23 protein-coding genes and 1 pseudogene are annotated in these 22,800 nt (G+C 71.6%); 12 read left to right on the top strand and 12 right to left on the bottom strand.

Translation table 11 applies throughout. The annotated features are described in order from the left end of the window. Positions 1 to 35: 35 nt before the first annotated feature. The 4 genes from ACGFU6_RS26855 to ACGFU6_RS26840 all read right to left on the bottom strand — a co-directional run bounded on the left by ACGFU6_RS26855 (position 36) and on the right by ACGFU6_RS26840 (position 2,108). Positions 36 to 383 (bottom strand): RRQRL motif-containing zinc-binding protein, encoded by a 348-nt coding sequence (locus ACGFU6_RS26855; protein ID WP_393334075.1) that lies wholly within the window; start codon positions 381 to 383, stop codon positions 36 to 38. After that, on the bottom strand, positions 383 to 1,267 hold the full coding sequence (locus ACGFU6_RS26850) for a DUF2637 domain-containing protein (protein ID WP_393334072.1): 885 nt from the start codon (positions 1,265 to 1,267) through the stop codon (positions 383 to 385). Before ACGFU6_RS26850 ends, ACGFU6_RS26855 begins: the two co-directional genes overlap by 1 nt. Then, positions 1,264 to 1,572 (bottom strand): hypothetical protein, encoded by a 309-nt coding sequence (locus ACGFU6_RS26845; protein ID WP_393334069.1) that lies wholly within the window; start codon positions 1,570 to 1,572, stop codon positions 1,264 to 1,266. Before ACGFU6_RS26845 ends, ACGFU6_RS26850 begins: the two co-directional genes overlap by 4 nt. Before the next feature lie 83 nt (positions 1,573 to 1,655). Next, positions 1,656 to 2,108, bottom strand: a complete 453-nt coding sequence (locus tag ACGFU6_RS26840; RefSeq protein WP_393334067.1) for a protein kilB — start codon at positions 2,106 to 2,108, stop codon at positions 1,656 to 1,658. A 556-nt stretch (positions 2,109 to 2,664) separates the two neighbouring features. On the opposite strand from ACGFU6_RS26840, the gene ACGFU6_RS26835 reads away from it, so the two are divergent. Together ACGFU6_RS26835 and ACGFU6_RS26830 are read left to right on the top strand one after the other, a co-directional pair. Continuing rightward, on the top strand, positions 2,665 to 3,438 hold the full coding sequence (locus ACGFU6_RS26835; protein ID WP_393334064.1) for a GntR family transcriptional regulator: 774 nt from the start codon (positions 2,665 to 2,667) through the stop codon (positions 3,436 to 3,438). Next, entirely contained in the window at positions 3,435 to 3,977 is a 543-nt protein-coding gene (locus ACGFU6_RS26830; RefSeq protein WP_393334061.1) for a GNAT family N-acetyltransferase, read from the top strand. Before ACGFU6_RS26835 ends, ACGFU6_RS26830 begins: the two co-directional genes overlap by 4 nt. A gap of 792 nt (positions 3,978 to 4,769) precedes the next feature. On the opposite strand, the pseudogene ACGFU6_RS26825 reads toward ACGFU6_RS26830, so the two are convergent. Both ACGFU6_RS26825 and ACGFU6_RS26820 read right to left on the bottom strand, forming a co-directional pair. After that, a pseudogene (locus tag ACGFU6_RS26825) lies at positions 4,770 to 5,125 on the bottom strand (site-specific integrase); the annotation flags it as partial. 393 nt (positions 5,126 to 5,518) lie between these two features. After that, positions 5,519 to 5,755 (bottom strand): hypothetical protein, encoded by a 237-nt coding sequence (locus ACGFU6_RS26820; RefSeq protein ID WP_393614517.1) that lies wholly within the window; start codon positions 5,753 to 5,755, stop codon positions 5,519 to 5,521. Positions 5,756 to 5,947: 192 nt separating this feature from the next. On the opposite strand from ACGFU6_RS26820, the gene ACGFU6_RS26815 reads away from it, so the two are divergent. The 3 genes from ACGFU6_RS26815 to ACGFU6_RS26805 all read left to right on the top strand — a co-directional run bounded on the left by ACGFU6_RS26815 (position 5,948) and on the right by ACGFU6_RS26805 (position 8,127). Further along, the gene (locus tag ACGFU6_RS26815) at positions 5,948 to 6,268 is read left to right on the top strand and encodes a hypothetical protein (protein ID WP_393614516.1); all 321 of its coding nucleotides are present in this window, start codon (positions 5,948 to 5,950) and stop codon (positions 6,266 to 6,268) included. A 313-nt stretch (positions 6,269 to 6,581) separates the two neighbouring features. Further along, on the top strand, positions 6,582 to 7,751 hold the full coding sequence (locus ACGFU6_RS26810) for a cell wall protein (RefSeq protein WP_393614515.1): 1,170 nt from the start codon (positions 6,582 to 6,584) through the stop codon (positions 7,749 to 7,751). A gap of 100 nt (positions 7,752 to 7,851) precedes the next feature. Next, entirely contained in the window at positions 7,852 to 8,127 is a 276-nt protein-coding gene (locus ACGFU6_RS26805; protein WP_393614514.1) for a hypothetical protein, read from the top strand. 65 nt (positions 8,128 to 8,192) lie between these two features. On the opposite strand, the gene ACGFU6_RS26800 is transcribed toward ACGFU6_RS26805, so the two are convergent. Next, on the bottom strand, positions 8,193 to 9,401 hold the full coding sequence (locus tag ACGFU6_RS26800) for an NAD(P)/FAD-dependent oxidoreductase (protein WP_393614513.1): 1,209 nt from the start codon (positions 9,399 to 9,401) through the stop codon (positions 8,193 to 8,195). Positions 9,402 to 9,493: 92 nt separating this feature from the next. Continuing rightward, on the bottom strand, positions 9,494 to 10,441 hold the full coding sequence (locus tag ACGFU6_RS26795; protein WP_393614511.1) for an RNA polymerase sigma-70 factor: 948 nt from the start codon (positions 10,439 to 10,441) through the stop codon (positions 9,494 to 9,496). Between the two features lie 68 nt (positions 10,442 to 10,509). Here ACGFU6_RS26795 and ACGFU6_RS26790 point away from each other — a divergent pair, with 68 nt between their 5' ends. The 6 genes from ACGFU6_RS26790 (at position 10,510) to ACGFU6_RS26765 (ending at position 18,354) form a co-directional block, all read left to right on the top strand. Then, a complete protein-coding gene (locus tag ACGFU6_RS26790; protein WP_393614510.1) occupies positions 10,510 to 11,400 on the top strand; it encodes a DUF2797 domain-containing protein in 891 nt (296 codons plus the stop codon). Between the two features lie 84 nt (positions 11,401 to 11,484). Further along, on the top strand, positions 11,485 to 12,372 hold the full coding sequence (locus ACGFU6_RS26785) for an amidohydrolase family protein (RefSeq protein ID WP_393614508.1): 888 nt from the start codon (positions 11,485 to 11,487) through the stop codon (positions 12,370 to 12,372). Positions 12,373 to 12,463: 91 nt separating this feature from the next. Next, positions 12,464 to 13,204, top strand: coding sequence for a response regulator transcription factor (locus ACGFU6_RS26780; protein ID WP_393614506.1), 741 nt, complete (start codon positions 12,464 to 12,466; stop codon positions 13,202 to 13,204). A gap of 4 nt (positions 13,205 to 13,208) precedes the next feature. Next, on the top strand, positions 13,209 to 14,780 hold the full coding sequence (locus tag ACGFU6_RS26775; protein WP_393614504.1) for an ATP-binding protein: 1,572 nt from the start codon (positions 13,209 to 13,211) through the stop codon (positions 14,778 to 14,780). A gap of 26 nt (positions 14,781 to 14,806) precedes the next feature. Next, on the top strand, positions 14,807 to 16,213 hold the full coding sequence (locus ACGFU6_RS26770; RefSeq protein ID WP_393614503.1) for a glycosyltransferase: 1,407 nt from the start codon (positions 14,807 to 14,809) through the stop codon (positions 16,211 to 16,213). After that, on the top strand, positions 16,210 to 18,354 hold the full coding sequence (locus tag ACGFU6_RS26765) for a glycosyltransferase family 39 protein (RefSeq protein ID WP_393614501.1): 2,145 nt from the start codon (positions 16,210 to 16,212) through the stop codon (positions 18,352 to 18,354). The genes ACGFU6_RS26770 and ACGFU6_RS26765 overlap by 4 nt, the downstream gene beginning before the upstream one ends. Before the next feature lie 3 nt (positions 18,355 to 18,357). On the opposite strand, the gene ACGFU6_RS26760 is transcribed toward ACGFU6_RS26765, so the two are convergent. Next, on the bottom strand, positions 18,358 to 19,221 hold the full coding sequence (locus tag ACGFU6_RS26760) for an endonuclease/exonuclease/phosphatase family protein (RefSeq protein WP_393614500.1): 864 nt from the start codon (positions 19,219 to 19,221) through the stop codon (positions 18,358 to 18,360). A 307-nt stretch (positions 19,222 to 19,528) separates the two neighbouring features. Here ACGFU6_RS26760 and ACGFU6_RS26755 point away from each other — a divergent pair, with 307 nt between their 5' ends. Continuing rightward, positions 19,529 to 20,332, top strand: a complete 804-nt coding sequence (locus ACGFU6_RS26755; RefSeq protein ID WP_393614499.1) for a TetR/AcrR family transcriptional regulator — start codon at positions 19,529 to 19,531, stop codon at positions 20,330 to 20,332. Here the strand turns inward: ACGFU6_RS26755 and ACGFU6_RS26750 are convergent. Genes ACGFU6_RS26750 through ACGFU6_RS26740 form a run of 3 tightly spaced genes read right to left on the bottom strand, consistent with a single transcriptional unit; the run spans position 20,326 to position 22,615 of the window. After that, a complete protein-coding gene (locus tag ACGFU6_RS26750; RefSeq protein ID WP_393614497.1) occupies positions 20,326 to 21,258 on the bottom strand; it encodes an NAD(P)-dependent oxidoreductase in 933 nt (310 codons plus the stop codon). The genes ACGFU6_RS26755 and ACGFU6_RS26750 overlap by 7 nt on opposite strands. A 42-nt stretch (positions 21,259 to 21,300) precedes the next feature. Beyond that, positions 21,301 to 21,771, bottom strand: coding sequence for a PPOX class F420-dependent oxidoreductase (locus ACGFU6_RS26745; protein WP_393614495.1), 471 nt, complete (start codon positions 21,769 to 21,771; stop codon positions 21,301 to 21,303). A gap of 25 nt (positions 21,772 to 21,796) precedes the next feature. Next, the gene (locus ACGFU6_RS26740; RefSeq protein ID WP_393614492.1) at positions 21,797 to 22,615 is read right to left on the bottom strand and encodes a YceI family protein; all 819 of its coding nucleotides are present in this window, start codon (positions 22,613 to 22,615) and stop codon (positions 21,797 to 21,799) included. Between the last annotated feature and the right edge of the window lie 185 nt (positions 22,616 to 22,800).

Below are 22,800 nucleotides of genomic sequence, written 5' to 3'. Positions count from 1 at the left end.
GATCGCTTCGGCGGCGGCGCGGTACTCGGCGGCGTTCATGAGGTGATGTCCTCTCGGTTCAGCGGAAGGTCGTGGCAGGTCACACACATGCCGAGCGAGACCGGGATGCAGTACCCGGCGTCGAGGCGGCAGGTGGGGCAGGTCCGGCGGGCCCGCATCGCTGCGGCGAGCGCGGCACGGCGGCCCGGTGTCATCGGGCGGACCGGTTTGGCCCGGTCGACGCGGTAGAGGTAGGCGACCAACGGCTCTCGCCGGCGGCGCGGACGGCGGAGTTCGGCAACGACGTCCTGCCCGCCCGGCCGCAGCCCCAACGCTCGGAGCTGACGGCGGGTGGCCAGCCCGTCCGGGGCCAGGCGCCACCGGTAGCAAGGCAGCGTGGTCATCACATGACCCCGGCTTCGACGGCTCGCAGGTACGGGCGGTAGGTGTCCTCGTCGTCGCGGACGTTGAGGATCTGCTTGCGTCCCCACGACTCGCTCATACCGAATGCCTCACCCAGCGCACGGGCGCTGAGCGGGCGGTCCGCCTGTGCGGATTCGACGTACGCACGGCGTGCGTCCTGCCGCATCCTCTCCAGCTCCGCTTCCTCGAACTGATCCCGCTCCAGCGTCTCGTCGGCCGACTCACCCTTGGGTGTGCGGGTGGCGTGCGGGGTATGCGGATCAGGCTCCGGTCCAGCACCCGCACGGCCCATGACCTGTGCAGACGACTCCACGGCGGGCACTTGGGCAGGAGCATCGGCCGCCTCGGTTGCCGGTGCCTGTGCGGGGTGTGCGGGGGTGTGCGGGGGGTGTGTGGATTCCTGCCCGTCCGGCACCCGCACGGACTCTGCCGGGGTGTGGTGATGCAACACCTTCGCGACCAGATCCGACCCGAAGAAGATCGCCCCGACGGGCAAGGAGGTCGCGATGAGCACGAGTGCGTAGTGGGCGCTGTCCCAGTGCGCGAGGCGGACCATGCCCATGTCCGGCTGGTGCAACGCGGGGACCAGGCCGTGCACGTAGTTCAGGACCAGTGACGCGGCGGTGTACCCACCCAGAACCTTGAGAGCGAACCGCCGGTCCCTGCCGGCCAGGACCAACGTCGCGATCAGCGCGAGAGCCATCAGCCCGTCCACGACGAACGGGTAGAGCGTCGCCGCGTCACCGTCGGCCCCGATCGCACGGGCGATGTCACGCAGCGCGTTCCACGACACCCGGAACGCCATACCGACCACGGCAACCAAGGCCAGAACCAGAGCAGCCCGCCCGTTGCGGAGGAGGTTCATGCCGCCACCGCCGAACCGGCCGCGCAGCCGTTCACCGGGCGGCGGACCGTGCGGCGCGTGCGCCGGCCGGACGTGCGCGGCTGCTTCAGCGGCAGCGTCCGAAGCAGGGACTCGGCGTATGCGGCGGTCTCCGGGTCGCTCTCGCGGAGCTCCGCGAGGACCTCGTGAGCGACGTCCAGCCGGGCCGCCCGCTCCATCTGCGACTCGGTCGGCGTGCCGGTGAACAGCTCCAGGTCGATGCCCAGGGCCAGCTCGATGAACTCGGTCGCGGTAACGGGCTCGCGACCAGCAACGATGTTCTTCATGGGTCGTTTTCTCCTTGAACGGTGGGGCGGCCCGAAGCACCCCCGGAGCGACTACTCCGGGGGTGCGGCCGTTGTGGGGTGGATCAGGGGCGGGACAGGACGCCGGCCGTTGCGGCGGTCAGGGCCTCGGCCGCGGATACGGCCGACTCCCGGAACGACGCCAGCGCCTGCTCGTTCACAGCGCCCCGCATGGCGTACGCGGCACGAACCGCGGCTTCGATCTCGATGCGGAGCGTCGGCAGGAGCACCGTCAGGGCGATCTGCGGGGCGGTGACGGCGGACCGGGTGACGTGGCTGGCCTCGCGGGCGGCAGCGACATCGGCCGGCGCCGCATCGGACAGGCGCAGATCCTCACGCACCCACATCGCCCGGCGGTGATCCGCGAGCGCGGTACTCAGCTCGGACAAGGCGCTCAGGGCCCGGTCACGCAGCGCCTGGCGACGCTGGGACCGGGCTACGTAGTACTGCTGGACACCGACGACACCGGCACCCAGCAAGGTGCCGATGACCGCGACAACCGCGGCAGCGATCTCCATAACTCCCCCTTCTGTGGCCGGACTCTCCGGCTCCCCTCTGCCCCGCCCGTACAGCCCCGCAGAAAACGGTCTGGACGGGCGGAGGAGGCAACCGGCCGCTTGCGGCAGATCAGGCGATGACGCGAGGGCTTACCGGTCCGGCCGGTCCAGCACGGACGGCGCCCACATACTTCGTTGGCTCACGGGTGTTCCTCTCGGTCGGTCGGATCAGGGCAATCACTGCAAGGGGGATCTCGTCCCCACTCGCCGGCCGTTGCTCGCGGTCACCGGGCCACCTCGCCAGTCGGGCCGAAGCCCTGTCCCCTGGCCTTTAGCGGGATTGCAGCGTCCCCGCCCTCTGCTCAGGAGCAGCCGCATTCGGCCCCTCCTGTCGTGCCGCCCCCAGCCCGAAGCCGTGGGAATAACGCGCAAGCCAGCACACTTGAAGGAGCTGCACCGCTTGCTCAACTTGTTGGTACAAGCTGATGCAGTGATGGTGTACCAACGGACTGTTAAGCGTCAAGCGATCGGGGCCCACATGTACCAACAAGTTGAGCGAGTGCGTCATGATGGAGACATGAGCAAGCAGCCGAAGTACCGGCAAGTCGCGGATGCTCTGCGCCGCGAAATCGACAACGGGACGTATCCGCCCGGGGCGCGGCTCCCCTCGGAGAGCGAGCTGTCGGCGCGTTTTGACGCGTCGCGGAACACCGTGCGGTCCGGACTTGGCCTGCTGGTCACGCAGGGGCTTGTTACGTCCAGTCAGGGCCTCGGGTACGAGGTGGCCAAGCACGAGGTGTTCGAGCTGAACGCCTCCCGATTCGAGAACCTGAGCTTTCCGCAGAACGGTGACGCGTACAGCACGGACGTCACAGCCGCGGGGCGTCGCCCGCACCAGACGTTCAGGGTCGAGATCCTGCCCGCGCCGGCCGATGTGGCGACGAGGCTCAAGGTGAGCCCTGAATCCCGCACCGTCCTGCGGTTCTGCCATCGGTTCGTCGATGACGTGCCGTGGTCGACTCAGGCCACGTACTACCCGGCGTGGCTAGCCGATGAGGCTCCTAGGCTCGCGGAGCCTGGCGACATCGAAGAGGGCACTACCCGATACCTAGCCGCTCATGGGGCTGAGCAGATCGGGTACTTCGACGAGATCTCGACCCGCATGCCGACCCCGGACGAGGCGCGATTGCTGGAGATTGGCGCTGGGGTCCCGGTGCTCCTCTGGATGCGTACGGGGTACACGGCGGAACGGCCTATTCGCTGCACCGTCACGACGTTCCGGGGCGACCTGAACCGGATGAACTACGAGATCGGCGACCAGACCGCCCGGAGCGAGAACGAGTCTCAGTGAAGATCACCCTTGCGCGCCCAGACGACGTGACCAAGCTCTTGGCCTTCCGCGAGGAGGCGGCGACCTGGCTCACGCGTCTGGGTAGCGACCAGTGGCAGCGGCCCTACCCAGCTGATCGGCTGCTCGCCACGATCAAGGCGGGTTCCGTCTTCATGGTCGTGGACGGCGACGTGACAGCCGCCACCATCACGCTCACGCCGGACGTGGAAGACGGCCTGTGGACGGAGCAGGAGTTGAGGGAGCCGTCCAGGTTCGTCACCAAGCTGACCGTTGCACGGACGCACGCCGGGCAGAACCTCGGTGGCCGGCTGCTCGACTGGGCAGGCGACAGGGCGTGTCGAGATGGTGCGAGATGGCTACGCCTGGACGCGTGGACGACGAACGAGGCGCTACAGCAGTACTACCTCAGGCAGGGGTTCGAGCATGTGCGAACAGTCCGAGATGGGGGCGCGGTGAACGGGGGGCCGCGCGTCTCTGGGTGGCTCGCTCAGCGCCTAGCGGCGCTGGCTGATCACGGATTCGAAAGCGATGGTGCCTGACGTTCACGCTTAGCTAGGCATGGATGAAGTGCACGCGTCGCATTTTCAGTCGCTGACGTAGTGTCACTTTGCAATCACATGTTGCAACAGTACCTTGCAATCCAATGCCGCAGTGCCCTCATTTGTAGTGCACGTGCAATACGAGAGGGTCTCTGGCCTTGGAAATGGGGGGTCTAGCCTCTTGCTGAGGCTGCTCTGTCTGGGGGACAATGCCGGTGCGCCGCCACTCAACCGGCGCCCCAGAAATAGGGGCGGCCACTCGCGCGCCTGCAAACGATGCGAGTGGCCCCTAGCCCCGTGACTTGCGATCGGAGCACGACCAAGTATGCAAGAGCCTAGGCCGCAAGGCCAGAGCTTCGCCATGCCCGGATGGATGACGGGACTCGCCTATATCACCGCCCCTCTCGCAGGCGTGGCGTTAGTCGTCAGCGGCCATGCGTCAGTCGCAGAGGCGTCGGGCTACATCGCGCCCTTCCTGGTCGTATACGAGCGGATGTCACAACGGTGGACTACGCCTACCAACTGTGGCTTTGAGTCTGCTGTCTGACATCAGCGCCTGACATCAACGTCAGCGCACACAGGGGCGCATCGGCGTACAAGCGGAGCACTGCTACCCGGCCTACAGGTTGGTCTTGCACCGCGCGACTCTCGTGCGCACCCGCCTACGGATCAGAAGGTTGCAGGTTCGAATCCTGCCGAGTGCACAGCACACGAGAGGCCCCCAGGAGAAATCCTGGGGGCCTCTCGCGTTGTGCGTACAGCAGCGAAGTACAGCAACCGCACCAATCGCTGTCAGCCGGTATCGCCCATGGCGTCGGACAGCTTGCCGATCGCGTCGCGTATCTCTTCCTCGCTCGCTTCGGCGTAGACCTCCATCGTCATGGCGATCTGCGAGTGCCGAAGGATCCGCTGAGCGATCTTCGGGTGGACCTTGAGGGCGACCAGGAGCGAACTGCACGTGTGCCGGGTGTTCCGCAGCGGGATGGCCCGGAGGCCGGCACGGCGAGCGCGGAGCGCCAACATCCGGGTGAGGTTCCCCGGCTCGATCGGCTCTGGTGATCGACGTACAGTTCGCCGGCCTCGAAGTCGATGGACTTCCACGTCAGCCCCGGCACCTCTCCGCGCCGCAGGCTGAGCGTCAGCATGAGGTCGCCGGGGAGGAAGGACGCTTCACGGGTACGGGGTGCGGCCTTTGGGTGCAACTGCCGCCCCTGGCTCCCGGCGCACACTCACTGAAGATCCACGGGCGGTCGGACGACTTCTACGTCGACGTGGACTACACGTTGACCGTCGGCGCCTCGGTCTGAGGGAAGAGGGCCCAGGCGCAATCCCCTGGGCCCCGGTTGCAGTGCAGCAGGGGAGTACCGCAATCGCCCCCGTCCGCTGTCGTCCCTATGCGCGATGCGCAGTGGCTGGGCGTGACCGTGGGGCGAGGCAGTACGCCGCGTGCACGATGATCGTGCCGCCCGGCCCCGACGCTCCGTGGATCGCTGCGCGCTCCTCCTCTCCGGCGGCGATCGGCTTCCCGCAGCGGTCGCACATCAGCGGCATTCCTGCTCCTTCGGGCAGGACGGGCAGCTGCGCGGAAACCAACGGACCGCCGATCCGTGCGCCTCGACCAGTCGTGGACCGAGGTCGCGGACCGCGCCTGTGTGCAGGGTCGTACCGCAGAAGACGCAGTGCACGCCTCGCTGCTGCTCGGTGGACAGCGTGGCGAGTGGAGGCAGCGTGACGAGCCGCCTGTCGGGTGCGGGGTTCGGGGTGGAAGGATGGCGCATGGTCGGTCTCCTGGTGATCTCAGGGTTCTGACTGGCCCCGGCCACATGGAGGTGCGAACTCCGGGCCGGGGCCGTTCTGTTGCTACGGGACCGTTGGCCGGCCTCGCGAGAACGAAGTTAAACCCCGGGGTTGATTGCGTCAAGCCCGGGGTTTACAGTCGTGTGGGCCGCGCCGCAGGAGGGAGCGCGGGGATGGCGAATGACTCCGAGCAGGTCAAGGAGGTGAAACGCCTGATGGAAGCCATCGCGGCATTCAAGGACATCGAGGACGACGAGGCTTGCGCCTTGGCCGTGTCGCGGGCGTTGGAGAGCTGGCCCGGCTATCAGACGAGGCTGCGAGAGCTGCGGCAGCAGCGTGTCAACGCCCTGAAGGAGCAAGGCAGGACATGGAGGGAAATCGGGCAGCTCCTCGGAGGCGTCTCGGCCGCCCGTGCCCAGCAGATCGGCAAGGGCCAGAGCGGAGCGCAACGGCGCAGGGCCGATCGGGAAGCACAAGGGCCTGCCGCCGGATAAGAACGGCCGAGCGGTGTAGAGACCGCCCGGCCGTAGTGACCAGCGGGTCATCACCCCGCCGATCCGAAATCCACCCATGTGAAGAGAAGGATTCGCGTTCGATCGTAGGGCCAACCCCCGCGTGGTGACCACTCCCACGCCTTGAGCCGGCCGAACGGCCCCGCCCAGCTGTGACCTTCTGCGGCCCCACCGGCCGCCCCTCACCCCACGGACTGTGATGCGCCACCCCACCGGCGCGGCTTCGTGCTGCGCTTCTCCGGCATGCCCTGATCCGGACCGGATCCCCGTACCCCGCATCCTTCAGGAGCTCGATATGACGGCCTCCCGGCGGGCCCGGCCGCCTGCGTGGCTGCGTGCGGTGGTGTGGCTCGTCGAGGCGGGCCTGCACCGCCGGGCGGGGGCGACGACGCTGGCCGTCGCGCGGGATCTGGCCGGGCGGATGGACTACCGGCTCGGCTTCGTCCTGTACGACCTGGAGGGCACCGCCGTCCGGTGCGGGGTGTCTGTGGCCACGGTGAAGCGGCACGTCCGCGTGTTGCGGGAGCTGGGCGCGCTCGTCTGGCGACGGCACGGGTCGAAGCGGAATCTGCACCTGCGCGGGCGTCGGTACGCGGGTACGGCGACGGTCTATGCCGCCACGATTCCGGCCGTGTACGACTCGGCGATGGGCCACCGCCTGGAGGGCACCGGCTATGAGGCGCGGGTGTGCGGGCTGACGGACGCCGGCCGGGAGCGTACGGTGGAGGCCGCACGGGCGGACTCCCGGCCCGTGGGCAACTCGCCTGTGGAAAACCGCAGTTCAGGCGGGCGTGCGCCCCATTCTTCCGGGCCCCGCCACAATGTACGCACGGCTGATGTGAGTGGGAGGTTGAACTACACCCCGCGCATGAACCACACCTCGCGCGGGCGCGCGACGCCCGGCCGCGCGACGCGGCGGTCCCCGTTACGGGTCGCCCGTGACATCGCCGTCGCCCGGCAGGTGCGGCCGCTCGTCGCCTGGACCCAGCACGAGGGGCTGCGCCGTCTCGCGTACGCGCTGCGCCCGCTCATCGACCGCGGCCTCGACGTCCGTGACATCGCCGCGGAGCTCTGCGGCCTGGCCGCCGGATGGCGCCCGGCCCGTCCGGCGGCCTGGATCACCGCGGCGCTGGCGCGTGACCGGGTGGCGCCGTTGGCCCATGGGCGTACGGACCCGCCCGGGACCTTCCATCGCGCCGTGGCCGATGCGGGGGAGCCGTGGGTCGTGGTGTGCGCCGACGGGGCGGCGTACGGCGTCGAAGAGTTGACCCGTGAGGAGGTCGTCCAGTTGCGCTCGGCCGCCGCGACGGACCCCGGGCTGGTGCTCGCCGCCCTGGAGAACCTCGGCGAGCGGGACACCCGCCGGCTGTACACGAACCGGCTCGTGGACGAGGTGCTGCTGTACGAGTTCACCGGGGCGCGGCGTGGGCGTACCGGCGATCGGCGCGACCCTCCCCTGACGTGACCGGTGTGCGGGCGAGAGGATCCGTACTCCACGACGCCGACGCCAACCACAACGCCAACGCCAACAACGCCAACACCAACACCAAAGACGAGGACGAACCGTGAAGAGACAGGCCCCGCGCAGCACGACGGCTCTGTACGCGATAGCCGCAACCTGCGCCGCCCTGGGCGCTCTGCTGTGGCTGCGCAGCCGGACGAGTACGGGGCTCAGGTACTCCGGCCTCTACGCCACCTCCCTGGACGCCGACAGTTACGTCCCCTCGGGCTGGCAGGTGTGGTCGCCGGTGGTGTCCGAAGAGCGTCTTGGTGTCTATCTGCTCGCGGCCGCGCTGGTACTGGGTCTGGTCGCGCGCCTGGTCGCCATCTGGCGCGAATGAGCCCACCCCGGTGCGGCGTTCCCGGTGGCAGCGTCCGCCCAGACGGCGCCGCGCCGCGCCGCGGCTCAGGCCTCCGCGTCGACGGCCGAGGGTTCCTGGGCGCGGGTGCCCGCCCCGACGACCGGCCGGCGGCGGGTCGGCATGCCGAAGGTCGGGTTGGCGACGCCCCAGGCGGCGCCCTTGCAGACCAGTTCCTTGTAGAGGGCGGCGAGCCGTCCGGTCAGGGCTGCCCGGACCGCGCGGTCGTCGGCGGTGACGTACTGGATCAGGCCCTCCTTGCGGCCCAGGGAGATGCACTGGTTGAAGTAGCGGACCGAGGTGTTCGGGAGCTTGCCGCCGGTCAGGCGGGCCGCGATGGTGTCCGAGGCGTGCAACGCGGCGGGGCCGCCCGAGGCGCAGGACATGCGCAGGGGTTTGTCGCCGGGGCCCATCGCCAGCGCCGCGTCGCCCACGGCGTAGACGTCCGGGTGGGAGACCGAGCGCATGGTCGCGTCGACCACGACCTGGCCGGTGTCGGACGCCTCCAGGGTGGTGGCCCTCGCGATCGGGTGGACGGCGAAGCCGGTGGTCCACACGGTGACCGCGGCCGGGACGGAGGCGCCGTCGGCGGTGGTCACGTGGTCTGCGTCGACGCGGGTGACGGCGGTGTTCTCGTGGACGGTGATGCCGAGTCCGGCGCAGACGTCGCGCAGGTGGCCGCGGCCCTTGGGCGAGAGCCAGTCGCCCAGGGCGCCCCGGGTGGCGAGGGCGACGTCGAGGTCCGGGCGGGCCTCGGCGATCTCCGTCGCGGCCTCCAGTCCGGTGAGGCCGCCGCCGACGACGACCACGGGCTCGCCGGCCTCCAGCCGGGCCAGGCGTTCGCGCAGCCGGAGGGCTCCGGGGCGGCCGGCGATCTCGTGGGCGTGCTCGGCGGTGCCGGGGACGCCGTGGGTGTTCCAGTGGCTGCCGAGGGCGTACACGAGGCTGTCGTAGGACAGCTCCCGCGCCTCGGCGCTGTCCGCGTCCGTGACGGTGACCGTCTTGCGGTCCACGTCGACGGCGGTGACCTCCGCGAGCTTCAGCTCGACCCCGGTCCCCGCGAACATCTCGCGGAAGGGGCGGGGCCTCAGGTTCTGGCCGGTGGCCAGCTGGTGCATCCGGACCCGCTCGACGAAGTCGGGCTCGGCGTTGACGAGGGTGATGGCGACGTCTTCGCGGCGTAGGCGCTTGGCGAGGCGCCCGGCAGCGGTGGCTCCGGTGTATCCGGCTCCGAGAACGATGATTCGATGCTGCATTTCCCTGCTCCTGTCTCGCGCGGGTTCGCCCCTTGAACCGGGCAGCCCGCCGTTTCCTGACAGGAGCAGGGTGTGACGCGTGTCACATCATGCTAGAAGGCGTTGAACAGGGGGTCCCCGTGGTCCCCGGCGGCCGCCCAGTGCCGGGTGGCGCGTTCGAGCTTGTCGGGGTTGACCTGGTTGAGGATCGCGGTGATGCCGTCGGTGGTGATGTCCAGGCACATGATCCCGATGACCCGGCCCTCGAAGACCGCCACGACGGCGGGGGCGCCGTTGGCGGTGGTGACGTGGACACCGGGTGAGCCGCCGACCAGATTGCGCTTGGCCTTGCCGGGCTTGAACAGGCCCCGCATGAACGTGGCGACCGCGACGGCGCCCTCGAACGCCTTGGCGCGGGCCGGGACCTTCCCGCCGCCGTCACCGACGGAGACGGCGTCCGCGGTGAGCAGCCGCACCAGCGGCTCGGTACGGCCGCTGGTTGCGGCGGCGAGGAACTCCCCGACGATCCGCCGGGCGGTCTCCTCGTCGACCTCGGTGCGGGTCCTGCCGTCCGCGACGTGCTTCTTGGCGCGGTGCAGGATCTGCTGGCAGGAGGCTTCGGTGATGTCGAGGATCTCCGCGATCTCGCGGTGCCGGTAGCCGAAGGCCTCCCGGAGCACGTACACGGCCCGCTCGTTGGGGGAGAGGCGTTCCATGACGACGAGCACCGCGTACGAGAGCGACTCGCGCTGTTCGGCGGTGTCGGCGGGACCGAGCATCGAGTCCCCGGCGAGCAGCGGTTCGGGCAGCCACTGACCCACGTAGGTCTCGCGCCGGGCGCGGGCCGAGGTGAGCTGGTTGAGGCACAGGTTGGTGAGGGCCTTCGTCAGCCAGGCCTCGGGGACCTCGATCCGGCCGGTGTCGGCGGCCTGCCAGCGCAGGAACGTGTCCTGCACGGCGTCCTCGGCCTCGCTCGCGGAGCCGAGGAGGCGGTAGGCGATGGCCTCCAGGCGGGGCCTGGAGGCCTCGAACCGCGCCACGTCGTTCGCGCTCAGGGGCATGGCCCGAATCTTAGTCCCGCGCCCCTTGTCAGTGTCCGTTGTCAGTGTCCGGTCGTAGGGTTTCCCGCGTGGAATGGCAATGCACCGGGCTCCGCTGGCCCGAGGAGCGGGGCGGCCCCGTGCTCGGGTGGCGCAAGGGGCGCGAGGTCCGGGGGAGCGCGCTGGCGTACGGGGCCGGGTTCGGGTTCCGGGCCGAGGGGGAGCGGGGCTGCTCGGGGGCCCGGGGGAACGCGTGCCCGGTGGGCGCGGTGGTGGCCGCGCGGAGCACCGGGGGACGGTGCCCGGAGTGCGGGCGGCTGGACCGGGCGCACTCCGTGGCGGCCGACACGATTCCGGATGATCCGCGCACCTACCGCGTGTACCTGGCCTGGTTCGGGCCCGGGATGGTGAAGGTCGGGATCACCGGGGAGGAGCGCGGCGCGGCCCGGCTGCGGGAGCAGGGCGCGGTGGTCTTCAGCTGGCTGGGGCGGGGGCCGCTGATGGCGGCGCGCCGGGCGGAGGAGCTGCTGCGGGCCGCGCTCGGGGTGCCGGACCGGATTCCGTACGCGAGGAAGCGGGCGGTGCGGGCTGAGCTCCCGGGGGCGGCCGAACGGGCCGGTGAGGTGGCCGAGCTGTACGGGCGAGCCGCGGCGCTCGACGGGAGCGGCTGGCCCGAGGCGCTGGAGCGGCTGCCGTTCGAGGCCGTCGACCACGCGGGGATCTTCGGGATCGGTGGGGACGGCCGGGCCGGCGGGGTGGTGCGGGTGGTGACCGGGCTGGTGGGCGGCGGGGTGGTCGCCGGGCGGCTGGTCGCGGCGGCCGGGCCGGATCTGCATCTGGAGACCGGTGCGGACGGCGTCGTCGTGGTGGACACCCGGCTGATGACCGGCTGGGCGCTGGCGGCGGCCGGTCCGGAGGCCGGGGTGAGTGTGCCGACCCTCGCTGTCGGGGGCGGCGTCACGCAGGACGGGCTGTTCTGAGATCGTCGGGCGCGGGGACGAACGGCAGGGGACGAACGGCCGGGGAGAACCGGGCGGTCGGCGAGCGGACGGAGAGGGTGCGGGATGAGTGACGGCGAACTCGGCGGCCGCGAGGACGTGGTGCGGTTCTGGGAACGGCTCGGGCTGCCAGGACTGATCGACGTCCACACGCACTTCATGCCGGAGCAGGTGCTCCGCAAGGTCTGGGCCTACTTCGACGCCGCCGGCCCGCTGACCGGCATGGAGTGGCCGATCGCCTACCGGCACGACGAGGACGAACGGCTCGCGCTGCTGCGTTCGTTCGGCGTTCTGCGGTTCACCTCGATGCTCTACCCGCACAAGGCGGGGATGGCGGACTGGCTGAACGGCTGGGCGGCCGGCTTCGCGGACCGGGTGCCCGACTGCCTGCACACCGCCACCTTCTTCCCGGAGGAGGGCGTGGAGCGGTACGTGGCCGAGGCGGTCGGCGCCGGGGCGCGGGTCTTCAAGTCGCACCTCCAGGTCGGCGCGTACGACCCGAACGACCCGCTGCTCGACCCCGTGTGGGGGCTGCTCGCGGACGCGGGCGTCCCGGTCGTGATGCACTGCGGCTCCGGGCCCGCGCCGGGCAGGCACACCGGGCCGCAGCCGGTCGGCCGGCTGCTCGCCAGGCACCCCCGGCTGCCGCTGATCGTGGCCCACATGGGGATGCCGGAGTACGCGGAGTTCCTGACGCTCGCGGAGACGTACCCGCAGGTGCGGCTCGACACGACCATGGCGTTCACCGACTTCACCGAGAGCTTCACCCCGTTCCCGGCGGTGGAGCGGGGGCGGCTCGCGGCGCTCGGGGACCGCATCCTGCTGGGGACGGACTTCCCCAACATCCCCTATCCGTACGCCCACCAGCTGCACGCCCTGGAGCGGCTGGGGCTCGGGGACGACTGGCTGCGGGCGGTCTGCCACGACAACGCGAAGGCCCTGTTCGACCGCTGAGGCGGTGCGGCCACCCGTTCGCGCGCCTTTCTCAGGGAATTCACAGAATCGGGAAAGAACTCTCTCAGAGGCGTCTCACAGGCTGGGGCCCATGACGACGACGACCTCGCCCCAGGGGCGCAGCGAACTGCTCAGGCCGGACCACAGCCCCGTCCGGGTCCTGGTCGTGGACGACGAGGCCCCGCTGGCGGAGCTGCTCTCCATGGCGCTGCGCTACGAGGGCTGGGAGGTGCGCAGCGCCGGGGACGGTGCCGGTGCCGTGCGTACCGCCCGGGACTTCCGGCCCGACGCGGTGGTCCTCGACGTGATGCTGCCCGACACCGACGGGCTCTCCGTCCTCGGCAGGCTGCGCCGGGAGCTGTCCGACGTACCGGTGCTGTTCCTGACCGCCCGGGACTCCGTCGAGGACCGGATCGCCGGGCTCACGGCGGGCGGCGACGACTACGTCACCAAGCCGTTCAGCCTGGAGGAGGTCGTGGCCCGGCTGCGCGGGCTGATCCGGCGCTCCGGCACGGCGGCGGTGCGCAGCGAGTCGACGCTCGCCGTCGGGGACCTGCTGCTGGACGAGGACAGCCACGAGGTGAGCCGGGGCGGTGCCAACATCCACCTCACGGCGACCGAGTTCGAGCTGCTGCGCTTCCTGATGCGCAATCCGCGCCGGGTGCTGAGCAAGGCGCAGATCCTGGACCGGGTCTGGAACTACGACTTCGGCGGCCAGGCCAATGTCGTCGAGCTGTACATCTCGTACCTGCGCAAGAAGATCGACGCGGGCCGGACGCCGATGATCCACACCCGGCGCGGGGCGGGGTACCTCATCAAGCCCGGTGAGTGACCCGGTGCGATGGCTGCGGAAGGGGCCGTGGACGCTGCGGACCCGGCTCGTCGTCTCGGCCGTGACGCTGATCGCGGTCGTCGCCGCCGTCATCGGCTCGGTCACCGCCATCGCGTTCCACAGCTACATGTACGGCAAGCTCGACGACCAGCTGCGCGACATCGCGGTCCGGGCCGAGCACCTGCCGGGGGCGCCCGTCCCCGGCGGGCTCAAGAACAAGGAGCCGCTCGGCTTCATAGGCGGAGGGGGCCAGCCGCTCAAGACGTTCGGCGCCGTCCTCAGCGACGGCGCCGTCACCTCCTCGCTCGTGGTGAAGGCGGGCAGGCCCGACGCGCAGCCGGGCAACGAGCCGCTGACCGGCGCCCAGCAGGGCGTCCTGGAGGCGGCCGGGATCCGCGCGGACCGGGACGCGCACGATGTCGAGCTGCCCGGACTCGGCGGCTACCGGGTGGAGGCCGTCCCGATGGACGACGGCACCACCGTCCTGGTGGGAATCCCCACCGCCGAGGTGAGCAAGGCGCTCAGCACCCTGATCCTCGTCGAGGTCTGCGTGACCGCCGCCGGGCTCATCGCCGCCGGGATCGCGGGCGCCGCCATGGTCACGGTCGCCCTGCGGCCGCTGCGCCGGGTGGCCGCCACCGCGACGCGGGTCTCCGAGATACCGCTGCACAGCGGCGAAGTCGCCCTGTTCGAGCGGGTCCCGGGGGCCGAGGCCGATCCGCGCACCGAGGTCGGGCAGGTGGGCGCGGCCCTCAACCGGATGCTGGGCCACGTCGGTTCGGCCCTGGACGCGCGGCAGAAGAGCGAGATGCGGGTCCGCCAGTTCGTCGCGGACGCCAGCCACGAGCTGCGCACCCCGCTCGCCTCGATCCGGGGCTACGCCGAACTGACCCGGCGCGGCCGGGAGGACACCGGCCCCGACACCCGGCACGCGCTGGGCCGGATCGAGTCGGAGGCGGAGCGCATGACGGGCATGGTGGAGGATCTGCTGCTGCTCGCCCGGCTGGACGCCGGACGGCCGCTCTCCCACGAGAGCACCGATCTCTCACCGCTCGTCGTGGACGCGGTGAGCGATGCCCGCGTCGCGGGCGGGGCGGCCGCAGCCCCGGGTGACCCGGGCCCGGCCCATCACTGGCGCCTGGAGCTGCCCGAGGCGCCCGCGACCGTGCGGGCCGATCCGCCCAGGATCCAGCAGGTGCTGGTCAACCTGCTGGCCAACGCCCGTACGCACACCCCGCCGGGGACGACGGTCACGGCCAGGGTGCGCGCGGGGGCCGGGAGTTCCTGGGTGACCCTGGAGGTCTGCGACGACGGGCCCGGTATCCCGCCGGAGCTGCTGCCGCACGTCTTCGAGCGGTTCGCGCGCGGGGACGCCTCGCGCTCCCGGCACGCCGGTTCGACGGGGCTCGGACTCGCCATCGTGCAGGCCGTCGTCACCGCGCACGGCGGTGTCGTCGAGGTGCGTTCGGTGCCGGGCGACACGGTGTTCGCCGTACACCTGCCGGCGGAGCCGGTCCCCGCAGACGCGAACCCGTTCCACTCACAGCCGGACCACAGGCTCAGCACACAGGCGTGACAGCGTGGTTGGCGAGTGTCGGTGGCATGCGAACCGACACTCCCTGGAGCGCCCTGCCGGCCCGGGACCACCTCCTGGCCGGCGAGGCCGACGCGGCAGGGGCCCCCGTGCTCGATGTGGTGGTACCCGTCTACAACGAGGAGAAGGACCTCGAACCGTGCGTGCTGCGGCTGCACGGCCATCTCGCACGCACCTTCCCGTACGCCTTCCGGATCACCGTCGCGGACAACGCCAGCACCGACCGGACGCCCGAGGTGGCGCGGCGGCTCGCGCGGACCCTCCCGGGGGTGCGGTCGTACCGCCTTGAGGAGAAGGGCCGGGGGCGGGCCCTGCGGACCGTCTGGTCGCACTCCGACGCCCCGGTCCTCGCCTACATGGACGTGGACCTCTCCACCGATCTGAACGCGCTGCTCCCGCTGGTCGCCCCGCTGATCTCCGGTCACTCGGACCTCGCCATCGGCTCGCGCCTCGCCCGCAGTTCGCGGGTGGTGCGGGGGACGAAGCGGGAGTTCATCTCGCGGGCGTACAACATCATCCTGCGCTCGTCGCTGGCCGCCCGGTTCAGCGACGCGCAGTGCGGGTTCAAGGCGATCCGCCGCGATGTCGCGCAGCGGCTGCTGCCGATGGTCGAGGACACCGGATGGTTCTTCGACACCGAGCTGCTGGTCCTGGCCGAGCGGGCCGGGCTGCGCATCCACGAGGTGCCGGTCGACTGGGTCGACGACCCCGATTCGACCGTTCATCTCGTACGGACCGCGACCGATGACCTGAAGGGCGTCTGGCGCGTCGGGCGGGCGCTGGCCGTCGGCGCGCTGCCGCTGGACCGGCTGGCCCGGCCCTTCGGCGACGATCCGCGCGACCGGGGGATCGGCGGGGTGCCGCGCGGACTGGCCCGGCAACTGGTCGGGTTCTGCGTGGTGGGCGCGCTGTCGACGCTCGCCTACCTGGCCCTGTACTCGCTCTTCCGGCTGGGCGTGGGCCCGCAGTTGGCGAACGCCGGGGCGCTGCTGGTGTCGGCCGTCGCCAATACGTCGGCCAACCGCAGACTCACCTTCGGCGTACGGGGCCGGGGCGGGGCCGTACGTCACCAGGCGCAGGGGCTCGTGGTCTTCGCCATCGGCCTCGCGCTGACCAGCGGTTCGCTCGCCGCGCTGGGAGCGGCTGCCGGATCACCGTCCCACTCCACCGAACTCGCCGTGCTGATCGCGGCCAACCTCGCGGCGACGGTGCTGCGTTTCCTGCTCTTCCGCGCCTGGGTCTTCCCGGACCGCGACCGGGGCGTGGACGACCGCAGCAGTGACGACCGCAGCAGTGACGACCGGAGCGGTGAAGGCCCGGACGGTGACGCGGGCGGCCCGGTGCACGCCCCGGCGCCCCGCCCGTCCGCCGAGCCGGCCGACGAGACCCACCACGAACTGAGGAACACCCGATGACCACGCTCGACCACCTCCCGGCACCGCCCCGGGGCGCGACCGGACCCGCGCGCTCCGCCCGCTCACTCCCGCAGCGCGTGTGGCGGGGGCGGCCCGAGGACCCCGGGTGGGTGCGGCCGGCCTTCCTCGGCATGCTGCTGGCCATCACGGCGGCCTACCTGTGGAACCTCAGCGCCTCCGGCTACGCCAACTCCTTCTACTCCGCCGCCGCGCAGGCCGGCAGCCAGAGCTGGAAGGCCTTCTTCTTCGGCTCGCTGGACTCGGCCAACGCCATCACCGTCGACAAGCCCCCGGCCACCCTGTGGCCGATGGCCCTGTCGGTGCGGGTGTTCGGCCTCAGCTCCTGGGCGATCCTGTTCCCGCAGGTGCTGATGGGCGTGGCGACGGCCGGAGTGCTGTACGCGTCCGTGCGGCGCCGCTTCACCGCGGCCGCCGGGCTGATCACGATGGCGGTGTTCGCGCTGACGCCCGTCGCCGCGCTGATGTTCCGCTTCAACAACCCGGACGCGCTGCTCGCGCTGCTGATGACCGTCACCGTCTACTGCGTGCTGCGCGCGATGGAGGACGGCCGCACCAAGTGGCTGGTGTGGGCGGGTGTCGCGGTCGGTCTGGCATTCCTGTCCAAGACCCTTCAGGCCTTCCTGATCCTGCCGCCGCTGGCGGTGCTGTACGCGGTGTTCGCTCCGGTCTCCGTACGCCGGAGGTTCGGCCAGCTGGGGCTCGCCGCGCTGGCGATGCTGGTCGCGGGCGGCTGGTGGGTGGCGATCGTCGAGCTGTGGCCCGCCTCCTCGCGCCCGTACATCGGCGGTTCGCAGAACAACTCGTTCCTGGAGCTGACCTTCGGCTACAACGGGCTCGGCCGGATCAACGGCGACGAGACCGGCAGTGTCGGCGGCGGGGGCGGCCCCGGCGGCGGGGCGGGCGGTCAGTGGGGCGAGACCGGCATCGCCCGGATGTTCAACTCCGAGATCGGCAGCCAGATCTCCTGGCTGCTGCCCGCCGCGCTGATCCTGCTGGTCGCGGGTGTGTGGCTGACCTGGCGGGCGAAGCGAACGGACGCGGTCCGGGCGGCGTTCCTCGCCTGGGGCAGCTCGCTGCTGATGACGGCGGGCGTGTTCAGCTTCATGGCCGGGATCTTCCACCAGTACTACACGGTGGCCCTGGTCCCCTACCTCGCGGCGCTGATCGGCATGGGCGTCACGGTCCTGTGGGAGGAGCGGTCCCGCTGGTGGGCGGGGGCCGCGCTCGCGCTGACGGTGGCGGTGACGGCGTGGTGGGCGTACGTGCTGCTGGGGCGGACCCCGGACTACCTGCCGTGGCTGCGGCAGGCGGTGCTGGCCGCCGGTCTTGTGGGTGCGGTGGGCCTGCTGCTCGCGGCCAGGCTGGGGCGCCAACTGGCGCTCGTCGCCGTGGTACTCGGCTTCGCCGCCTCGCTGGCCGGGCCGGTCGCGTACACCCTGAACACGCTGAACACCGGGCACCAGGGCTCGATCGTGACGGCCGGTCCGTCCGGCGGCGGGATGGGCGGATTCGGCGGTGGCGGCCGAGGCGGTCCGGGCGGTGGCATGCGTCCCCCGACCGGCAACCAGCGGGGCGCGGGCACGGGGCTGCCGCCCACCGGCGGACAGCAGGGCCAGGGACAGCAGCAGGGCGGGCCCGGTGCCGCCCAGCAGGGGCAGCAGCCGGGGCAGCGGCCCGGCTCCACGACCGGTATGCCCGGCGCGGGAGAGCGTTTCCGGGGTGGCGGCGGTGGCGGCATGGGCGGACTGCTCAACGGCGCCACCGTCGACGCGGCGGCCGGGAAGCTGCTGACGGCGAACGCGGACCACTACACCTGGAGCGCCGCGGCCATCGGCTCGCAGAACGCCGCCAGCTACCAGCTCGCCACCGGTGACCCGGTGATGGCGATCGGCGGCTTCAACGGCAGCGACCCGTCCCCGACGCTCTCCCAGTTCAAGAAGTACGTCGAGGACGGCCGCATCCACTACTTCATCTCCAGCGGAGAGGGCGGCGGCGGTGGCGGCATGGGCGGCAACAGCGGCACCTCGTCGAAGATCTCCGCCTGGGTGGAGGCCAACTTCGAGAAGGTCACCGCGGGCAGCGCCACCTTCTACGACCTGACCCGGCAGATCAGCGGCTGAGGCTCAGCGCCGCAGCAACAGGTCCGCGACGACGGGGCGGTGGTCCGAGGCGAGAGTCCCGGCCACCGCCGCGTCGCGTACCCGTACGGTGTCCTTCGACACCGCCACGTAGTCGATCCGCTGCACCGGGTCCTGCGCCGGGAAGGTGGGCCCGCCCGGTTCGACGTCCGTCAGCTCCTCCCACAGCGGGGCCAGCTCCGGAGCGGCCGGGGCCGCGTTGAAGTCGCCGAGCAGGATCTGCCGCACCGGGCCCCGCTCCTGCCTCCGGTCCTCGGCCATGATCCGGCGGGTGTCCGCCACCTGGGCGATCCGGACGGACGGGTCGCCGCGGTAGTCGAGGTGGGTGGCGTAGACGTGCACGGGCAGCCCCTTCACCCGCAGCACCACCTCGCCGAAGCCGGGCCCGGGGGCCGGGACCGGGTTCGGGTCCTGGGTGGAGAGCCGGGTGATGTCGTGGTTCTCGGCGCCGACCACGCGGTACCGGGACAGCACCGCGACCCCGAACTCGCGGCGCGGCGCACCCGGCGTGGCCGGATCGAGGCTGTAGATCGGGGCGAACGACACCCGCATGCCGAGCCGCCGGCCCAGCTCGCCCGCCAGATCCCGCCACTCGCTGCGCGCGTCCCAGTGGACGTCGACCTCCTGCAGCCCGATGACGTCCGCGTGCAGCGAGCGGAGCTCCGCCACCTGCCGGTCGAGGTCGAATACGTTGTCCATGCCCGCACCCGCATGGATGTTGTACGTGGCCACCCGCAGGGGCACCGACCCGTGCGGGCCGTGCCCCGCAGCCGTCGCCGGAGGCGCGAGTGCCGCCCCCAACAGGCCTGCGGCAACCAGGACTTCCACCGTACGACGACGCAGTGACATACCACTCCAGCCCTTGTCGGATCAGCGATCGGCACCGTACCGCGGGAAAGTCGGTTGTAGGCCGCGGAAGGGTAGCCATACGGTGTACGACCACTTCCCTGTGCGCCGTATAGGGCTCATGACCGAACGCCCGGGAGTCCGAATGACGGCGTCCGCCGCCGAGCAGAAGAATCGGCGCAGGCTGATACTGCCGCGGCGGCGGCATAGCATCGGGCGGGACGTACCGGACCGTACTGCTCCGTTCTTTGGGCACGGGGTAGGTGAGCACGTATCCGGTTCGTCCCGCCGGTGAGACGAGGAGTGCGCCATGGTGTCCGCGGCCGACCGCGCGAAGGACCCTGCCCGGACGAGTGTGTGGCTGAACCACCGGCCACCTTCGCGCGGCCGGAAATCGGACCAGCCCGCAGGACTCGACCGCGACCGGATCACCGCCGCCACGGTCCGGCTGCTGGACGCCGAGGGGCTCGCGAAGTTCTCCATGCGCCGGCTCGCCGCCGAGCTGAACGTCACCGCGATGTCGCTCTACTGGTACGTCGACACCAAGGACGACCTGCTGGAACTGGCCCTCGACTCGGTCTACAGCGAGATCGCCTCCCCGCCGGAGGACGGGCCCTGGCAGGCCCGGCTGCGCGCGCTGGCGGGCGCGTACCGGGAGCTGCTCGTCCGGCACGTCTGGGTCTCCCCGCTCGTCGGGAGGTTCCTCAACACGGGCCCGCACGCGATGCGCATGGCGTACGGCATCCAGGGCGTGATCCGTGCGACCGGCCTTCCCCGGGGACGGCAGACCGGTGCGCTCTCGGCCGTCTTCCAGTTCGTGTACGGATTCAGCACCGTCGAGGGCCAGTTCGCCCAGCGCAGCGCCGAGGCGGGGCTCACCCAGGACGAGTACTTCCAGCAGGCGATGTCGGCCGTCCAGGAGCAGCCGCAGCTGGGTCCGCTCGTGGAGGACCCGCAGGACCTCATCGCGGCACGGGGCGCCGAGACCGTGCACGAGATGCGCGAGCGGGACTTCGCGTTCGCGCTCGACCTGCTGATCGCGGGGATCGACGCGATGCGTGAGCGGGAGGGGCCCGCGGACGCGGAGGAGGGCCGCACCCGCCCCCGTCAGTAGCCGCGCGCCGGGTCCACCGCGAGTGCCGGGACGCGGCCCGCCGTGAGGTCGCGCAGGCACGCCGCGAAGTCCGTGACGATGTCCTCGTCCGCCGTGATGCCCGCCGAGTGCGAGGTGACCACCGTCCGGGGCAGCCGCCAGCAGCGGTCGCCCGGTCCCGCAGGCTCGTCCGCAAGCACGTCGAGCACCGCCCGCCCCACCGTCCCCGCGTGCAGCGCTCGCTCCAGCGCCGCCAGGTCCACGGTCGCGCCCCGGCCCACGTTGATGAACGAGGCGCCGCCCATGGCCGCGAACCGCTCGGCGCCGAAGTACCCGGCCGTCGTCCCGGTCAGCGGAAGGGCCGCGACCACCCAGCGGGCGTCCACCGGCTCGTCCGGCCCGGCCAGCGCGTCGAAGCCGGGCGGCAGCTCGCGCGGGGTGCGCGCCACGCCCACCGTCCGGATGGAGCAGGCCCGCAGCAGCGCGGCGACGGCCGAGCCGATCCGGCCGGTGCCGTGGATCAACGCGGTCTGCCCGTAGGCGAGTTCGGAGGGGATGCGGCGCCACTCGGCCCGCGTGTGCTGTGCTGCGAACTCCGGCACGGACTGGCAGTCGGCCAGCACCCAGGCCAGTACGTACTGCGCGATCCGCTCGCCCATCCGGCCCACCGTCCGGGTGAGCAGCGCCCCGGGCGGCCACGGTCCGGCGTCCAGCAGGGCGTCGGTACCGGCGTTCACGCTGTGGAACCAGAGCAGCCCGTCCCCGCGCAGGGCCTCGGGCAGGGTGGCGCCCACGTACACGTAGGGCTCCTGCGGTACGCCGCCGTCCCGCTCCACCGGCCGGCCCGCGATCCGCTCCAGCGAGCGGACCACGGGCGCGGCGAGGCCGGGCGCGGCCAGCAGCCGCGCCCGCGCGAGGTGTTCGCTACCGACCGGGAGCACGTTCACCGGGCGGCTCCGGCCCCGCCGGTCGCCCGGCCGGTCCTGCCCTCAGCCACCGGATGCCAGGTGGGCCGGGAAGCCGCCCGTCGCCACCGGGCTCCAGCGCTCGGGGGTGATCCTGATGATGGACTTCCCCTGCTTGAGCATCGCCGCCCGGTACTCGTCCCAGTCGGGGTGCTCGCCCGAGATGTTGCGGAAGTACTCGACGAGCGGCTCGACCGAATCCGGTGAGTCGATCACCTCGGCCGAGCCGTCGACCTGTACCCAGGGCCCGTTCCACTCGTCGGACAGCACGATCAGGCTGACCCGCTCGTCCCGCTTGGCGTTGCGGGTCTTGGCCCGTTCGGGGTACGTCGAGACGACGATCCGGCCGGCGTCGTCGACGCCGCAGGTGAGCGGGGAGCCCTGGGGGCGGCCGTCGGACCGGGTGGTCAGCAGGATCGCCCGGTGCCGGGGCCGTACGAACGCCAGCAGTTCATCGAGTTCCACGGCGGTGTTGGTCGCGATGTTGGATGCCATGGAACAGACCCTACGACCGTGCGGGTCAGGCCGTCGGAACGGAATCGCCCTGCACGGCCTGGATGTCGAGCTCCACGCGCAGGGTCGTGCCGATCGCGGAGATGCCGGCCTGGATCACCTGGTTGTAGTTCATGGCGAAGTCCTCGCGGCGCAGCTCGGCCGTGGCCCGGAAGGCCGCGCGCACGCCGCCCCACGGGTCGGGGCCGGTACCGAGGTAGCTCAGGTCGAGGTCGACGGAGCGCGCGACCCCGTGCAGCGAGAGCTCGCCGTGCACGGTCCACCGGTCGGGTCCGGCCGGGGTCAGCCCGCTGGAGCGGTAGGTGATCTCCGGGAAGCGGTCCGTGTCGAGGAAGTCCGGGGACCGCAGGTGCTTGTCCCGCATGCCGTTGCCGGTGTCGATGCTGGGCGCGCTGATGACCGCGTCCACGCGGGAGCGCTGCACGTCCTCGGCGATCTCGATCCGGCCGCCGAAGTCGGTGAACCGGCCGTGCACGCTGGAGATGCCCAGGTGCTGGGCGACCGCGCCCACCGAGGAGTGCGCCGGGTCCAGCGACCAGACGCCCGGCGGCGGCAGCTCCACACCGCCCTGGCGGGCCAGTACCACTGTGCCGGCCTCGACCCGGCCGCTCGCCGTGACGAGGGCGGTCGAGGCGGCGGGGGCGTACCCGACCGCTGTGACGATGACCGTGTAGGCGCCCGCGGCCAGCCGGGCGTCGGCCCGTACGGCCCCGTCCTCGTCGGCGGCGGCCCGCAGCACCTGCGTACCGGACATGTCGGTGACCGTCACGACCGCGTGCTGGACGGCCCAGCCGTCCCGCGTCCGTACCTGTGCGCGAAGTCCCATCCCGTTTTCTCTCCTTGCGTCCTTGCTCAATGGCCCATCCGCTCCCGGTACGGGTCACTCAATGAGTCGGGCCCCGGGGCGGGGCGGCAGGCCGTCCCCTGCCTGCCGTCCTCGCCACCGGAGCCCATTTCCACCGGCCCGGACAGCCTCTCCGCTCGAAGTGCTGTCCGGCCAGGGGTCTGTCC

Source organism: Streptomyces sp. NPDC048462, from assembly GCF_043200175.1.
Lineage (GTDB): Bacteria > Actinomycetota > Actinomycetes > Streptomycetales > Streptomycetaceae > Streptomyces.
This window is presented reverse-complemented; position numbering and strand designations above follow the sequence as displayed.

Excerpts from the sequence above, each read along its gene's own strand:
- ACGFU6_RS26855 (WP_393334075.1), bottom strand. The coding sequence starts at position 383 with ATGACCACGCTGCCTTGCTACCGGTGGCGCCTGGCCCCGGACGGGCTG.
- ACGFU6_RS26850 (WP_393334072.1), bottom strand. The coding sequence starts at position 1,267 with ATGAACCTCCTCCGCAACGGGCGGGCTGCTCTGGTTCTGGCCTTGGTT.
- ACGFU6_RS26845 (WP_393334069.1), bottom strand. The coding sequence starts at position 1,572 with ATGAAGAACATCGTTGCTGGTCGCGAGCCCGTTACCGCGACCGAGTTC.
- ACGFU6_RS26840 (WP_393334067.1), bottom strand. The coding sequence starts at position 2,108 with ATGGAGATCGCTGCCGCGGTTGTCGCGGTCATCGGCACCTTGCTGGGT.
- ACGFU6_RS26835 (WP_393334064.1), top strand. The coding sequence starts at position 2,665 with ATGAGCAAGCAGCCGAAGTACCGGCAAGTCGCGGATGCTCTGCGCCGC.
- ACGFU6_RS26820 (WP_393614517.1), bottom strand. The coding sequence starts at position 5,755 with ATGCGCCATCCTTCCACCCCGAACCCCGCACCCGACAGGCGGCTCGTC.
- ACGFU6_RS26815 (WP_393614516.1), top strand. The coding sequence starts at position 5,948 with ATGGCGAATGACTCCGAGCAGGTCAAGGAGGTGAAACGCCTGATGGAA.
- ACGFU6_RS26810 (WP_393614515.1), top strand. The coding sequence starts at position 6,582 with ATGACGGCCTCCCGGCGGGCCCGGCCGCCTGCGTGGCTGCGTGCGGTG.
- ACGFU6_RS26800 (WP_393614513.1), bottom strand. The coding sequence starts at position 9,401 with ATGCAGCATCGAATCATCGTTCTCGGAGCCGGATACACCGGAGCCACC.
- ACGFU6_RS26795 (WP_393614511.1), bottom strand. The coding sequence starts at position 10,441 with ATGCCCCTGAGCGCGAACGACGTGGCGCGGTTCGAGGCCTCCAGGCCC.
- ACGFU6_RS26785 (WP_393614508.1), top strand. The coding sequence starts at position 11,485 with ATGAGTGACGGCGAACTCGGCGGCCGCGAGGACGTGGTGCGGTTCTGG.
- ACGFU6_RS26780 (WP_393614506.1), top strand. The coding sequence starts at position 12,464 with ATGACGACGACGACCTCGCCCCAGGGGCGCAGCGAACTGCTCAGGCCG.
- ACGFU6_RS26770 (WP_393614503.1), top strand. The coding sequence starts at position 14,807 with ATGCGAACCGACACTCCCTGGAGCGCCCTGCCGGCCCGGGACCACCTC.
- ACGFU6_RS26765 (WP_393614501.1), top strand. The coding sequence starts at position 16,210 with ATGACCACGCTCGACCACCTCCCGGCACCGCCCCGGGGCGCGACCGGA.
- ACGFU6_RS26760 (WP_393614500.1), bottom strand. The coding sequence starts at position 19,221 with ATGTCACTGCGTCGTCGTACGGTGGAAGTCCTGGTTGCCGCAGGCCTG.
- ACGFU6_RS26755 (WP_393614499.1), top strand. The coding sequence starts at position 19,529 with ATGGTGTCCGCGGCCGACCGCGCGAAGGACCCTGCCCGGACGAGTGTG.
- ACGFU6_RS26745 (WP_393614495.1), bottom strand. The coding sequence starts at position 21,771 with ATGGCATCCAACATCGCGACCAACACCGCCGTGGAACTCGATGAACTG.
- ACGFU6_RS26740 (WP_393614492.1), bottom strand. The coding sequence starts at position 22,615 with ATGGGACTTCGCGCACAGGTACGGACGCGGGACGGCTGGGCCGTCCAG.